Here is a 12,945-nt window from a genome sequence, read left to right on the forward strand (position 1 = left end):
GGAAGGGTACATAGGCATGCAGAAAGAAAAACTTTCCGCTTTAATGGATGGTGAGACCTTAGATAACGAGCTGTTTTCCGCCTTGTCTAAGGACGCAGAATTACAGAAAAGCTGGGCAAGCTATCATCTCATTCGCGACACCATGCGCGGTGATGTGGGCGATGTCCTGCATTTTGATATTTCTGCGCGCGTCGCTGCTGCCATCGAAAAAGAACCGTTGCGTACGGTTACAACGCTGATCCCTGAAGCTCAGCCAGAACCTTCCCGCTGGGAAAAAATGCCGTTCTGGAAAAAAGCGCGCCCGTGGGCTGCGCAACTGACCCAGGTCGGTGTCGCTGCCTGTGTTTCACTGGCCGTGATCGTAGGCGTTCAGCACTATAACCAGCCAGAGGGCAGCGCCACGCAGACCTCTGACTCTCCGGTGTTCAATACGATGCCGATGATGGGCAAAGCGTCTCCGGTGAGCCTGGGCGTGCCGTCTGATGCATTTGACACCAACAGTTCTAACCAGCAGGTTCAGGACCAGCGTCGTCGCGTAAATGCCATGCTGCAGGATTACGAACTGCAACGTCGCCTGCACGCTGACCAGCTGCAGTTTGAAACCACTGCGCCAAAACAGGCGCAGGTTGATGTTCCCGGAAATCAATCATTAGGACAGCAACAGCAGTAATGAAGCCGCTTTGGTATGCTGTTAGCCTGCTGACAGGCAGCCTGTTGTGGTCATCTGCCGCCCCGGCGCAACCTTCTGCGTCCGGGGCGCTATTGCAGCAGATGGAGCAGGCAAGTCAGAACCTCAACTACGAATTCGCCTATATCAACGTCTCCCGCATCGGCATCGAATCGCTGCGTTATCGTCATGCTGTAATCGATAACCGGATATTCGCGCAGCTGTTGCAGATGGACGGGCCACGTCGGGAAGTGATCCAGCGCGGCAACGATATCAGTTACTTCGAACCCGGCCTCGATCCCTTTTCGCTCCCCGGTAATCACATTATCGATGCTTTGCCGTCGGTGATTTTTGCTGACTTCACCAAGCTCGCTACAGCCTATGATTTTATTACCGTAGGCCGCTCGCGCATTGCCGATCAGATGTGTGATGTGTTGCGCATCGTTTCACGCGATGGCACTCGTTACAGCTATGTGGTCTGGCTGGATGTGGACACCAAGCTGCCGCTGCGCATCGACCTGCTCGATCGTGATGGCGAAACGCTGGAGCAGTTCCGCGTCATCAGCTTTGCGGTGGACGAAGGGGTGCGTAATCTGATGCAGGGGCTGGAGAAAGCCAATCTGCCTCCGTCGCTTTCGGTGCCGAAAGGGGATGCGGTTACGCTCACCTGGCAGCCAGGCTGGATACCTGCCGGTATGTCGCTGGTGTCGCAGAATCGCCGCACGCTACCCGGTTTGAATAAAAATATGGAATCGAAGCTCTACAGCGATGGCCTGTTTAGTTTCGCGATCAACGTGACGCCGGCCGATAAAACCAGCACAACGCAGACATTGCGCACTGGGCGTCGTACGGTCCAGACCGTTGTGCGCAATAATAACGAAATAGCGGTGATCGGCGAATTACCGCCCTCGACCGCAAAACGTATTGCGGACAGCATTGACCTGGGGTCACAAAAATGATGAGAGAATGGGCCACCGTGGTGGCATGGCAGGATGGCATCGCCACGCTGCACACCGAAGCAAAAACCTCCTGCAACAGCTGCCAGGCGCGTAAAGGCTGCGGCAGCCATATGCTGAATAAGCTCGGTCCGAAGAATGCCCACGTGATGCAAATCGCCAGCAGCAAGCCGCTGCAGCCGGGGCAGCGGATTGAACTTGGTATCAAAGAGAGCAGCCTGCTGGGTTCAGCGTTGCTGGTCTACATGACGCCGCTGTTTGGCCTGTTCCTGGTTTCCGGGCTGTTTCAGGCGCTGTTCAGCAGCGATCTGGCCGCCGCCTGCGGTGCGCTGCTGGGCGGCATCGGGGGTTTTATTGTCGCCAAAGGCGTTTCAATGAAATTCGGCGATCGAGAAGCCTTTCAGCCGGTCATTCTGAACATCGCCTTGCCTCCCGATGCGCTGCGTGTTGAAAGCGAAGCGTAACGCACGTCCAGGCCGCGCATCCCGCGGCCTTTGTCTGTTCTGCCTCGCGCAGATATCTGTTTCGCTTCCACCACGTTCCATTCTTTTATGCGCGGCGTTAACAGTGTAATATGCGTCGTCATTAATGAGGCTGACAGGATTGTGGGTAAAGAGCGATCTTCCTGAATGTGTCTGTGCTCAGGTTTTCAACTGAATTTTAAGCGAAGATATCCCAATAAATGAAGCACATAAGAAATTTCTCCATCATCGCTCATATCGACCATGGCAAATCTACGCTCTCTGACCGCCTGATTCAGATTTGCGGCGGCCTCACCGCTCGTGAAATGGCTGCGCAGGTTCTTGACTCTATGGATCTGGAGCGCGAGCGTGGCATCACCATCAAAGCACAGAGCGTCACACTCGATTACCACGCGAAAGACGGCCAAACTTACCAGCTCAATTTCATCGATACCCCAGGCCACGTAGACTTCTCCTATGAAGTTTCCCGCTCACTGGCCGCCTGCGAAGGCGCGCTGCTGGTGGTGGATGCCGGTCAGGGTGTTGAAGCGCAGACACTGGCGAACTGCTACACCGCGATGGAGATGGATCTGGAAGTGGTGCCGGTTCTGAACAAAATTGACCTGCCCGCTGCCGATCCCGATCGCGCCGCGCAGGAAATTGAAGATATCGTCGGCATTGATGCGACTGACGCGGTGCGCTGCTCAGCCAAAACCGGCGTCGGCGTTCCGGAAGTGCTGGAGCGCTTAGTGCGCGACATTCCGCCGCCAGAAGGCGATCCGGAAGCGCCGCTGCAGGCACTGATTATCGACTCCTGGTTCGATAACTACCTGGGTGTTGTTTCCCTGGTGCGCGTGAAAAACGGCACCATGCGCAAAGGCGACAAGATCAAAGTCCTGAGCACCGGCCAGGTTTATAACGCTGACCGCCTGGGTATCTTCACCCCAAAACGGGTTGATCGTAATGAGCTGAACTGCGGTGAAGTAGGCTGGCTGGTCTGCGCCATTAAAGATATCCTCGGCGCACCCGTGGGCGATACGCTGACTACCGCACGTAACCCGGCAGACAAAGCGCTGCCAGGCTTTAAAAAAGTGAAGCCACAGGTTTACGCCGGTCTGTTCCCAATCAGCTCTGACGACTATGAAGCGTTCCGTGATGCGCTCGGTAAGCTGAGCCTGAACGACGCCTCGCTGTTCTATGAGCCAGAAAGCTCAACGGCGCTGGGCTTTGGTTTCCGCTGCGGCTTCCTCGGTCTGCTGCACATGGAGATCATCCAGGAGCGTCTGGAGCGCGAATACGATCTCGATCTGATCACTACCGCACCGACGGTGGTGTATGAAGTCGTGACCACCAGCGGCGAAATCGTTCATGTCGACAGCCCATCCAAGCTGCCGGCACTGAACAATATCGAAGAGCTGCGTGAACCGATTGCCGAATGTCACATGCTGCTGCCGCAGGAGTATCTGGGCAACGTCATCACGCTCTGTATTGAGAAGCGTGGCGTGCAGACCAACATGGTTTACCACGGCAACCAGGTGGCACTGACTTACGAAATTCCGATGGCTGAAGTGGTACTCGACTTCTTTGACCGTCTGAAATCAACCTCGCGCGGTTATGCCTCGCTGGATTACAACTTTAAACGTTTCCAGCCTTCAGACATGGTACGCGTCGACGTACTGATTAACTCTGAGCGTGTGGATGCGCTGGCGCTGATTACCCACCGTGACAACGCGCCTTATCGCGGACGCGATCTGGTTGAGAAAATGAAAGAGCTCATCCCGCGTCAGCAGTTTGATATTGCGATTCAGGCTGCCATCGGCAACCACATTATCGCGCGTTCAACGGTGAAACAGCTGCGTAAAAACGTTCTCGCCAAGTGTTATGGCGGTGACGTCAGCCGTAAGAAGAAACTGTTGCAGAAGCAGAAAGATGGTAAGAAGCGAATGAAGCAGGTTGGTAACGTTGAGCTGCCACAGGAAGCGTTCCTCGCCATTCTGCATGTCGGTAAGGACAGCAAATAAGGATTTCCAATGGCTAATATGTTCGCCCTGATTCTGGCGATAGCGACGCTGATTACTGGCATCGTATGGGTAATTGATCGTTTTAAATGGGCACCCGCGCGTCGCGCGAAACAGGCTGAGGCTCAGGCCCAGACCGGTAACGCGCTCGACAGCAAAACGCTGGCGAAGGTCGCTGCAAAGCCAGGCTGGGTTGAAACCACCGCGTCTGTGTTCCCGGTGCTGGCTGTGGTTTTCATCGTGCGTTCGTTTATCTACGAACCGTTCCAGATTCCCTCTGGCTCGATGATGCCGACACTGCTGATTGGTGACTTTATCCTGGTGGAGAAGTTTGCTTACGGCATCAAGGATCCGATCACCCAGACGACGCTGATCCCAACCGGTCAGCCGAAGCGCGGCGATATCGCGGTATTTAAATACCCGAAAGATCCGAGCCTGGATTACATTAAGCGCGTTATCGGCCTGCCGGGCGACAAAGTCATTTATGATCCTTACAGCAAAACGCTGACGGTGAAACCGACCTGCTCCGATGATAAAGCCTGTGACACAGCGTTAGCGGTAACTTACACCGACGTTGAGCCAAGCAACTTTGTTCAGACCTTTAGCGGCTTTGATGGCAACGAAACCGGCAACGGTTTTTATCAGGTGCCGCAGGGCGATACCCTGCGCGGTGGTTTGCGCCTGGGAACCCGCAAAGAGACAATCGGTAACGTGACGCATGACATTCTGCTGGTAAACGAAGCGCAGAGTCAGGCAGGCATGTATTATCAGCAGCCGGGTCAGCCGCAGGCGAGCTGGGTCGTGCCGAAAGGGCAATACTTCATGATGGGCGACAACCGTGATAACAGCGCCGACAGCCGCTACTGGGGCTTTGTCCCGGAGCGTAATCTGGTCGGTAAAGCGGTCGCTATCTGGATGAGCTTTGAGAAACAAGAAGGCCAGTGGCCAACCGGCGTGCGATTCAGTCGCATCGGTGGTATCCACTAACATTATTGTCTGATTAACAGGCAAATCGGGTGGCCTCCTCAGGGAGGCCACTGCACACCAAACGGAACGTGTTGGATTACCAGCCCCGTTTGGTATGCAGAGTCACAGACGCAACAAAGAACTGGAATCGCATGAACCCCATCCTGATTAACAAGCTTCAGCGCAAACTGGGCTACACTTTTACTCATTCGGAACTGTTACAGCAGGCCCTGACTCACCGCAGCGCCAGCAGTAAGCACAACGAACGCCTGGAATTTCTTGGCGATTCTATTCTTAGCTATGTGATTGCTAATGCCCTTTATCACCGCTTCCCGCGGGTTGATGAAGGTGACATGAGCCGCATGCGCGCCACGCTGGTACGGGGCAACACGCTGGCTGAAATGGCTCGCGAATTTGATCTTGGCGAGTGCCTGCGCCTGGGACCCGGTGAGCTGAAAAGCGGCGGTTTCCGTCGTGAATCGATCCTGGCGGATACGGTGGAAGCGCTGATTGGCGGTATCTTCCTCGACAGCAGTATTGAGCGGGTAGAGCAGCTGATCCTCGACTGGTATCAGACCCGCCTCGACGAAATCAGTCCTGGCGACAAACAAAAAGATCCGAAAACGCGCCTGCAGGAGTATCTGCAGGGACGTCATCTGCCGCTGCCAAGTTATCTGGTGGTACAGGTACGTGGCGAAGCCCACGATCAGGAATTCACCATTCACTGTCAGGTGAGTGGCATGGCCGAGCCGGTTGTTGGCGTCGGCTCCAGCCGTCGTAAAGCCGAGCAGGCAGCGGCTGAACAGGCACTGATAAAATTAGGTCTTGAATAGATCTGTCGGGATGACAGTGCCGGAACCGGCACTGACCATTAACCTGACACTCTATCCCGGCGTCAGAAGACGCTGAATGACACATGACTCAAATAGCACTCTTTCGGCGCCGCATCAGGCGCTGAACAATTCAGGACTCGAATGAGCGAAAACGTTACTTATTGCGGCTTTGTCGCGATTGTTGGCCGACCAAACGTCGGTAAATCCACCTTACTGAACCAGTTGCTGGGGCAGAAGGTGTCGATCACCTCGCGTAAGCCGCAAACCACGCGCCACCGCATCATGGGCATTCATACCGAAGGCGAATATCAGGCGATCTACGTCGATACTCCCGGTCTGCACATGGAAGAGAAGCGCGCCATTAACCGTCTGATGAACCGCGCAGCCAGCAGTTCCATTGGCGACGTTGAACTGGTGATCTTCGTGGTTGAAGGCACCCGCTGGACGCCCGATGATGAGATGGTGTTGGGCAAACTGCGCGACAATAAAGTGCCGGTGGTACTGGCGATCAATAAGGTCGATAACATCCAGGATAAAAGCATTCTGCTGCCGCATCTGCAGTTCCTGAGCCAGCAGATGAACTTCCTCGATATCGTACCTATTTCTGCTGAGAGCGGCAAAAACGTCGATACCATTGCGGCGATTACCCGCAAGCATCTGCCGCAGGCCGATCATCACTTCCCGGAAGATTACATCACCGACCGCTCACAGCGTTTCATGGCGTCAGAGATGATCCGTGAAAAACTGATGCGCTTCCTGGGGGCTGAACTGCCTTACTCCGTTACGGTTGAGATTGAGCGCTTCGTGACTAACGAACGTGGCGGTTATGACATTCACGGTCTGATTCTGGTTGAGCGCGAAGGGCAGAAGAAGATGGTGATTGGCAACAAAGGCGCCAAAATCAAAGTCATCGGAACAGAGGCGCGCAGAGACATGGAAGAGATGTTCGAAGCGAAAGTGCATCTCGAACTGTGGGTGAAAGTGAAATCCGGCTGGGCAGATGACGAACGTGCGCTGCGCAGCCTGGGTTATACAGACGATCTCTGATTCAATGGAAGGCTGGCAACGCGCCTTTGTGCTGCATAGTCGCCCCTTCAGCGAAACCAGTCTGCTGCTCGACCTGTTCAGCGAAAGTGAAGGGCGGGTGCGGGTTCTGGCCAAGGGCGCACGTTCGCGGCGCTCGCAGCTGAAGGGGGCGTTACAGCCTTTTACCCCGCTGCTGGTTCGCTGGAGCGGGCGCGGGGAAGTCAAAACCCTGCGCAATGCCGAGGCGGTGTCGCTGGCTTTACCGCTCAGCGGCATCACGCTCTACTGCGGTCTCTACGTCAATGAGCTGGTCTCTCGCGTATTGCAGCAGGAATTCCCCTTCTCAGAACTCTTCTTCGACTATCTCAACTGCCTTCAGGCATTAGCCTCAACGCACGGCAAGCCCGAACCGGCACTGCGGCGTTTTGAACTGGCGCTGCTAGGTCACCTGGGTTATGGCGTCGACTTCCTGCACTGCGCCGGCAGCGGCGAGCCGGTCAGCGACAACATGACGTACAGCTACCGCGAAGAGCGCGGCTTTATTGCCAGCCTGGTGGTCAATCAGCGCAGCTTTACCGGCCGCGAATTGCGCGCCCTGTGCGAGCGAGAGTTTCCCGATGCCGACACTCTGCGCGCCGCGAAGCGGTTTACCCGCATCGCCCTGAAGCCCTATCTTGGTGGCAAGCCGCTGAAGAGTCAGGAGCTGTTCCGCCAGTTTATCCCGAAGAAAAAGCCTGAACAGGCAGAAGAATAGCGCTGGTCGTACCGCCTGTTTCACTTTGCGCGGTACACTCAACATCACGATGAAAAACAAGTGAGGACGGTCATGGCTGAGTTGCTGTTAGGCGTCAATATCGATCACGTTGCCACGGTGCGTAACGCCCGTGGGACAAACTATCCCGATCCGGTGCAGGCGGCGTTTATCGCCGAGCAGGCGGGCGCAGACGGCATTACCGTGCACCTGCGCGAAGATCGCCGTCACATCACTGACCGCGACGTGCGTATCCTGCGTGACACCATCCAGACGCGGATGAATCTGGAGATGGCGGTCACCGATGAGATGATCGGCATCGCCTGTGATATCCAGCCCCATTTCTGCTGCCTGGTGCCGGAAAAGCGTCAGGAAGTGACCACTGAAGGCGGGCTGGATGTGGCGGGGCAGCAGGAGAAGATGAACGCGGCCGTACGACTGCTGAGTGACGCGGGCATTCTGGTTTCGCTGTTTATCGATGCCGATCACCGTCAGATTGAAGCGGCCGTGGCCAGCGGCGCACCTTACATCGAAATTCATACCGGCGCTTACGCCGAAGCACCAGAGGGACTGGCGCGTGACGCTGAGCTGGCGCGTATCCGCCACGCCGCAACCTTTGCCGCCAGCCTGGGACTGAAGGTCAATGCCGGTCACGGTCTGACCTATCACAACGTGCTGCCGATTGCGGCGCTGCCGGAAATGCATGAGCTGAATATCGGCCATGCGATTATTGGCCGCGCGGTGATGAGTGGCCTGCCGGATGCGGTGAAAGAGATGAAGCTGCTGCTGCGTGAAGCCCGTCGCTGATGGCTATTCTGGGACTGGGTACGGACATCGTTGAGATTGAACGCATCGCCGGGGTAATAGAGCGCTCCGGCGACCGGCTGGCGCGGCGGGTGCTGAGCGAAGCCGAATGGCAGCAATATCAGGCGCACAAGCAGCCGGTGCGCTTTCTCTCTAAACGCTTTGCGGTAAAAGAGGCGGCAGCAAAAGCCTTTGGCACCGGTATTCGCGGTGGTCTGGCGTTTAATCAGTTTGAAGTTTACAACGATGCGCTGGGAAAACCGGGATTACGCTTCTTTCAGCATGCCGCTGAAGTGGCGGAGAGGCTGGGCGTCAAACACGTTCACGTGACGCTGGCCGATGAGCGTCACTACGCCTGCGCCACGGTGATCATTGAAAGCTAGCCGTGCAGCAGCACGAACTTCTCCCACAGCGCATCACGTGATTCGGTGTGCTGTGGGTCAATGATGATGGTGTTGTCGATGGGGCATACCTGCTGACAGGTTGGCGTCTCATAATGCCCGACACATTCCGTGCAGCGGCTGACATCAATCTCATAGATCGCATCGCCCAGTGAAATGGCCTGGTTCGGGCACTCCGGTTCACACATATCGCAGTTAATGCATCTGGACGTAATCAACAGCGCCATTTTACCCACCTGATAACAACATAAAAAGCGCGGGTATTATACGCGCTGCAGCTGATCAGACCAGCTTTTTCACCAGCGCTTCGCTGTGGCGAATATGACTGGACGCGCGTTCCGGATCGTTTTGCACCAGCGCCATAAACAGCAGATCGGTCAGGGCCAGCTGCGCCGTGGTCGAGGAGATGGCCGCGCTGCGGGTACTCTGCTCTTCCGCCACCGTATAGAGACAGTAACTGGCGCTCTGCTGCAGCGTATTCGGCGTAAAGCCGGTAAACGCCACCACATCGGCGCCTACCTGAACCGCCTCCTGCGCGGCCAGATTGATCTCCCGTCGTTCACCGGTGTAAGAGATGGCGAGCAGCACATCGCCGGGCCCCATCGCCTGCACGCTGGCCAGCAGGGCGTGCATATCCTGCTCCGCCACCGCATTAATGCCGATCTTCATCAGTTTCCAGGAGAAGTCCTTCGCCACCAGACCCGAAGCGCCGATGCCCACCAGTAAAATACGCCGGGCATTTTTCAGCAGCTGCAACACATCGTTGAGCTTCTCTTCACTGTTGATATCCAGCGTGGCGCGGATCGCCGAGAGTTTCTCCGTCAGCAGCTTCTCGCCCACCATTTTAAGGGGATCGTCGCTGAGGATATGGTTATGCACGGTAATGGCATCTTTGTCCGCCAGTGATTCACTCAGGGCCAGCTTAAGCGCCGGAAAACCTTTGTATCCCAGTTTCTGAGCAAACTTCACCACGCTCGACTGGCTGACGCCAGACTCTTCCGCCAGCTTTTGCGAACTCAGGTGGCGCGCCCGATCGGGTTGCGACAGTAGAAAATCAGCCAGCCGACGCTCGTTCAATGCCAGACGTGGATAAAGCTGGCGAATGCGCAGCAATGAACTCATGCCCAATCCTCGTAATTCAGGGATAATCTGTGAAGAATAAACTATTCATCAGGCATTGTAGTCATCGGAATTAAAAATGACAGTCATCGCCGTAGCGCCTGATGATGGCTACACTACTCTTTATCATTCCAGAATCAGCCTGAAGGAGAGTTGTTTGACCAGGGGAACACAACGTCGCGTCGTATTTTTTGACCTGGATGGCACTTTGCACCAGCAGGACATGTTCGGCACTTTTATGCGCTATCTGCTGCGTCGCCGCCCGCTTAATCTGCTGCTGGTGGTGCCGTTGTTGCCGGTAGTGGGTATCGGCTTGTTGTTTAAAGGCCGGGCGGCACGCTGGCCCATGAGCCTGCTGCTCTGGTCTATTACTTTTGGTCGTTCTGAGCGGACGCTGCTGCAACTCGAAGCCGAATTTGCGCAGTGGTTCCGCCTGCGCGTTAAAGCCTTTCCGGTGGTTCAGCAGCGCCTGACCGATTATCTCGGCAGTGATGATGCTGACGTCTGGCTCATCACCGGATCGCCACAGTCTCTGGTGGAGCAGGTCTATTACGACTCCGCGTTTCTGCCACGCGTGAAGCTGATTGCCAGTCAGATGCAGCGCGGCTGGGGCGGCCGGGTACTGGCAATGCGCTGCCTCGGCCATGAGAAAGTGGCACAGCTGGAAGAGAAAATCGGCACGCCGCTACAGCTCTACAGCGGCTATAGCGACAGCAAACAGGACAACCCGCTGCTGTTTTTCTGTCAGCATCGCTGGCGCGTAACACCCGCAGGTGAGCTGCAACAGCTGGAATAAGTTTCTAAAGGATCGGTGAGACCGCTATAATGCGCCGCTTTTCTGTCGCCCGGAGTGGTCAGCATGAAACAACAAGATGAATACTGGATGCGCCATGCGCTTGACCTGGCGCGCCGGGCGTGGGAGCAGGGCGAAGTGCCGGTGGGCGCGGTGCTGGTTCAGAATGACCGGGTGATCGGTGAAGGCTGGAACCGGCCCATCGGCCAGCACGATCCGACGGCGCATGCGGAGATTATGGCGTTGCGGCAGGGCGGTAAAGTACTGGAAAATTATCGTCTGCTGGACACCACGCTCTATGTGACGCTGGAGCCGTGCGTGATGTGCGCCGGCGCCATGGTACACAGCCGCATCAGCCGGCTGGTCTACGGTGCGCACGATATCAAAAGTGGAGCGGCGGGATCGCTGCTCGATGTGCTGGGGCACCCCGGCATGAATCATCAGGTTGAATTACAGAGCGGCGTGCTGGCTGAAGAGTGTGCCGCTATGCTGAGCGACTTCTTCCGTATGCGTCGCGAGCAGAAAAAAGCGCTGCGGCAGGCGCAACGCCAGGATTAATTCATGGCGATCTTCGGTTCGACCGCCGGATAGCCTTTGGCCAGTTCGGCCTGTGCTTGTTGTGCTTCAGCCTGCTGCGCCAGGCGTTTTTCCTGCTCCTGCAGATAACCCACCAGGCTTAACTGATATTTGCGGATGTTCTCCACATAGTTATAGGCTTCATGCCCACGGGCATAGCCATAAGCCGTCTGGGTGTAGTAACGCTTCTGACTCAGCATGGGCAGACGCAGCTTCACATCCGCCCAGCTATCCGGATTACCCCCCTGGCGGGCAGTGAGTTTACGGACATCCAGCATATGGGCATAGCCCATGTTATAGGCCGCCAGCGCAAACCAGATGCGCTCATCTTCCGGGATGGTCTGCGGCACCTTCGCCATCATATCCTGCAGATACTGACTGCCGCCGCGAATGCTCTGTTCGGGATCGGTCCGGTCGCCCACATCCAGGCTCTCAGCGGTGTTACGGGTCAGCATCATCATGCCGCGCACGCCGGTAGGGGAGGTGGCCTGCGGGTTCCAGTGCGACTCCTGATAGGAGATTGCCGCCAGCAGTCGCCAGTCAATGCTGGTGGCGTACTTCTCAAACAGCGGTTTGATGTCAGGCAGCGTGTTGTCGATGGCGCGCAGGAAAGTGCGGGTATCGACATAATCAAAGGTGCCGACGTGGCCGAGATATTTCTCCTCCAGTCGCGCCATCGCCCCTTCTTCACCCATACCGTTAAAGAAGTCGAGCATCGCGGCATTCAGGCTGTCGTCATCGCTGTGCCGCACATACCATGTGACCGGCTCTTCATCAGTGACGTCAAACGCCACCGCCAGCTGCGGATAGATGCGCTGCAGCAGAGCGATGGTCACGGAGTCGCCAATCGTATAGTCGAGCTTGCCGTCTGCCACCGCTTCCAGCAGGGCTTTAGGACTTTGATCGGTGGAGATCGCCCAGTCCAGATCGGGGTACTGATTTGACCGCGCGCTCTTCAGCGTTGACAGATACGCCGATCCTGACGCAACAGTCAGCCGCCCCTTTAAGTCACCGAGGTTTTTAGGGCGCGGCTTATCCACGCGATAGACCAGCTGCTGCGAAACGTTGTAGTAGCCTGGCCCGGTCTGATAGCGGGTCAGGCGTTCGCTGTTGTAGTTCAGACCCGCGGCCAGCAAATCGGCTTTGCCATCATCTAAATCGTCAAACAGATCGCTCAGGTTGGGACGTACTGTCACCTTGAGTTTGACGCCCAGATAATCGGCGAAGCGTTTTGCCAGCTCATAATCCATACCGGCCGGAGATTGGTTCACTGTGTAGTAAGTCAACGGGGAATTGATGGTACTGACACGCAGTACTCCCCGTGATTTAATCTGTGAAATCTGGTCCTGCCCACCCCCATACCAGGGAATGGATGGCCATAGCGCTAACGCTAACAGCACGGCAACCAGACCGATAAACAGATAATTAAATTTTAGGCGTTTCAAATAGTTATCTCTCGCTGGCTCTAAGGCCTCTGTCTTTTAAAGGCAGTATTTGTCTTCTTTGAACTCCCAGAGCGAGGGGCATTTTGCGCAACAAAATCACGCTGAGCAACTTTTATAGCAGCTTTTGCG

Annotated in this window: 15 protein-coding genes; 12 read left to right on the forward strand and 3 right to left on the reverse strand. The window is 56.0% G+C overall.

Annotated elements, in window-relative coordinates; translation table 11 throughout:
- Positions 1-16: 16 nt before the first annotated feature.
- The 10 genes from rseA (at position 17) to acpS (ending at position 8,865) form a co-directional block, all read left to right on the forward strand.
- Positions 17-670, forward strand: a complete 654-nt coding sequence (gene rseA / locus OK412_RS00280) for an anti-sigma-E factor RseA (protein WP_010257667.1) — start codon at positions 17-19, stop codon at positions 668-670.
- Positions 670-1,626, forward strand: a complete 957-nt coding sequence (gene rseB / locus OK412_RS00285; RefSeq protein WP_010257666.1) for a sigma-E factor regulatory protein RseB — start codon at positions 670-672, stop codon at positions 1,624-1,626. The genes rseA and rseB overlap by 1 nt, the downstream gene beginning before the upstream one ends.
- Positions 1,623-2,087: a SoxR-reducing system protein RseC gene (rseC, locus tag OK412_RS00290; protein ID WP_010257664.1), complete on the forward strand. Its 465-nt coding sequence runs from the start codon at positions 1,623-1,625 to the stop codon at positions 2,085-2,087. The genes rseB and rseC overlap by 4 nt, the downstream gene beginning before the upstream one ends.
- A 218-nt stretch (positions 2,088-2,305) precedes the next feature.
- On the forward strand, positions 2,306-4,105 hold the full coding sequence (lepA, locus tag OK412_RS00295; protein WP_010257661.1) for a translation elongation factor 4: 1,800 nt from the start codon (positions 2,306-2,308) through the stop codon (positions 4,103-4,105).
- Positions 4,106-4,114: 9 nt separating this feature from the next.
- Positions 4,115-5,089, forward strand: coding sequence for a signal peptidase I (gene lepB, locus OK412_RS00300; protein ID WP_010257658.1), 975 nt, complete (start codon positions 4,115-4,117; stop codon positions 5,087-5,089).
- Positions 5,090-5,220: 131 nt separating this feature from the next.
- Complete coding sequence (gene rnc / locus OK412_RS00305; protein WP_010257656.1) at positions 5,221-5,901, forward strand: ribonuclease III; 681 nt, start codon at positions 5,221-5,223, stop codon at positions 5,899-5,901.
- 141 nt (positions 5,902-6,042) lie between these two features.
- A complete protein-coding gene (gene era, locus OK412_RS00310) occupies positions 6,043-6,948 on the forward strand; it encodes a GTPase Era (RefSeq protein ID WP_010257653.1) in 906 nt (301 codons plus the stop codon).
- A gap of 4 nt (positions 6,949-6,952) precedes the next feature.
- Positions 6,953-7,681, forward strand: coding sequence for a DNA repair protein RecO (gene recO / locus OK412_RS00315; protein ID WP_010257651.1), 729 nt, complete (start codon positions 6,953-6,955; stop codon positions 7,679-7,681).
- A 72-nt stretch (positions 7,682-7,753) separates the two neighbouring features.
- Complete coding sequence (gene pdxJ, locus OK412_RS00320) at positions 7,754-8,485, forward strand: pyridoxine 5'-phosphate synthase (protein WP_264352563.1); 732 nt, start codon at positions 7,754-7,756, stop codon at positions 8,483-8,485.
- Positions 8,485-8,865, forward strand: coding sequence for a holo-ACP synthase (gene acpS, locus OK412_RS00325; RefSeq protein ID WP_010257645.1), 381 nt, complete (start codon positions 8,485-8,487; stop codon positions 8,863-8,865). The genes pdxJ and acpS overlap by 1 nt, the downstream gene beginning before the upstream one ends.
- On the opposite strand, the gene OK412_RS00330 is transcribed toward acpS, so the two are convergent.
- Both OK412_RS00330 and OK412_RS00335 read right to left on the reverse strand, forming a co-directional pair.
- Positions 8,862-9,110: a YfhL family 4Fe-4S dicluster ferredoxin gene (locus OK412_RS00330; protein WP_010671305.1), complete on the reverse strand. Its 249-nt coding sequence runs from the start codon at positions 9,108-9,110 to the stop codon at positions 8,862-8,864. The genes acpS and OK412_RS00330 overlap by 4 nt on opposite strands.
- Before the next feature lie 55 nt (positions 9,111-9,165).
- Entirely contained in the window at positions 9,166-10,005 is an 840-nt protein-coding gene (locus OK412_RS00335; RefSeq protein WP_010257643.1) for a MurR/RpiR family transcriptional regulator, read from the reverse strand.
- 154 nt (positions 10,006-10,159) lie between these two features.
- Here OK412_RS00335 and yfhb point away from each other — a divergent pair, with 154 nt between their 5' ends.
- Both yfhb and tadA read left to right on the forward strand, forming a co-directional pair.
- Complete coding sequence (gene yfhb / locus OK412_RS00340) at positions 10,160-10,798, forward strand: phosphatidylglycerophosphatase C (RefSeq protein WP_010257641.1); 639 nt, start codon at positions 10,160-10,162, stop codon at positions 10,796-10,798.
- Between the two features lie 63 nt (positions 10,799-10,861).
- Positions 10,862-11,353, forward strand: coding sequence for a tRNA adenosine(34) deaminase TadA (gene tadA / locus OK412_RS00345; RefSeq protein ID WP_010671307.1), 492 nt, complete (start codon positions 10,862-10,864; stop codon positions 11,351-11,353).
- Here tadA and mltF read toward each other — a convergent pair.
- A complete protein-coding gene (mltF, locus tag OK412_RS00350; RefSeq protein ID WP_033758659.1) occupies positions 11,350-12,816 on the reverse strand; it encodes a membrane-bound lytic murein transglycosylase MltF in 1,467 nt (488 codons plus the stop codon). The two genes, tadA and mltF, sit on opposite strands and share 4 nt — an antisense overlap.
- Between the last annotated feature and the right edge of the window lie 129 nt (positions 12,817-12,945).

This window comes from Pantoea sp. JV6, from assembly GCF_025910055.1.
GTDB classification, from domain to species: domain Bacteria; phylum Pseudomonadota; class Gammaproteobacteria; order Enterobacterales; family Enterobacteriaceae; genus Pantoea; species Pantoea agglomerans.

Excerpts from the sequence above, each read along its gene's own strand:
- rseA (WP_010257667.1), top strand. The coding sequence starts at position 17 with ATGCAGAAAGAAAAACTTTCCGCTTTAATGGATGGTGAGACCTTAGAT.
- rseB (WP_010257666.1), top strand. The coding sequence starts at position 670 with ATGAAGCCGCTTTGGTATGCTGTTAGCCTGCTGACAGGCAGCCTGTTG.
- rseC (WP_010257664.1), top strand. The coding sequence starts at position 1,623 with ATGATGAGAGAATGGGCCACCGTGGTGGCATGGCAGGATGGCATCGCC.
- lepA (WP_010257661.1), top strand. The coding sequence starts at position 2,306 with ATGAAGCACATAAGAAATTTCTCCATCATCGCTCATATCGACCATGGC.
- lepB (WP_010257658.1), top strand. The coding sequence starts at position 4,115 with ATGGCTAATATGTTCGCCCTGATTCTGGCGATAGCGACGCTGATTACT.
- rnc (WP_010257656.1), top strand. The coding sequence starts at position 5,221 with ATGAACCCCATCCTGATTAACAAGCTTCAGCGCAAACTGGGCTACACT.
- era (WP_010257653.1), top strand. The coding sequence starts at position 6,043 with ATGAGCGAAAACGTTACTTATTGCGGCTTTGTCGCGATTGTTGGCCGA.
- recO (WP_010257651.1), top strand. The coding sequence starts at position 6,953 with ATGGAAGGCTGGCAACGCGCCTTTGTGCTGCATAGTCGCCCCTTCAGC.
- pdxJ (WP_264352563.1), top strand. The coding sequence starts at position 7,754 with ATGGCTGAGTTGCTGTTAGGCGTCAATATCGATCACGTTGCCACGGTG.
- acpS (WP_010257645.1), top strand. The coding sequence starts at position 8,485 with ATGGCTATTCTGGGACTGGGTACGGACATCGTTGAGATTGAACGCATC.
- OK412_RS00330 (WP_010671305.1), bottom strand. The coding sequence starts at position 9,110 with ATGGCGCTGTTGATTACGTCCAGATGCATTAACTGCGATATGTGTGAA.
- OK412_RS00335 (WP_010257643.1), bottom strand. The coding sequence starts at position 10,005 with ATGAGTTCATTGCTGCGCATTCGCCAGCTTTATCCACGTCTGGCATTG.
- tadA (WP_010671307.1), top strand. The coding sequence starts at position 10,862 with ATGAAACAACAAGATGAATACTGGATGCGCCATGCGCTTGACCTGGCG.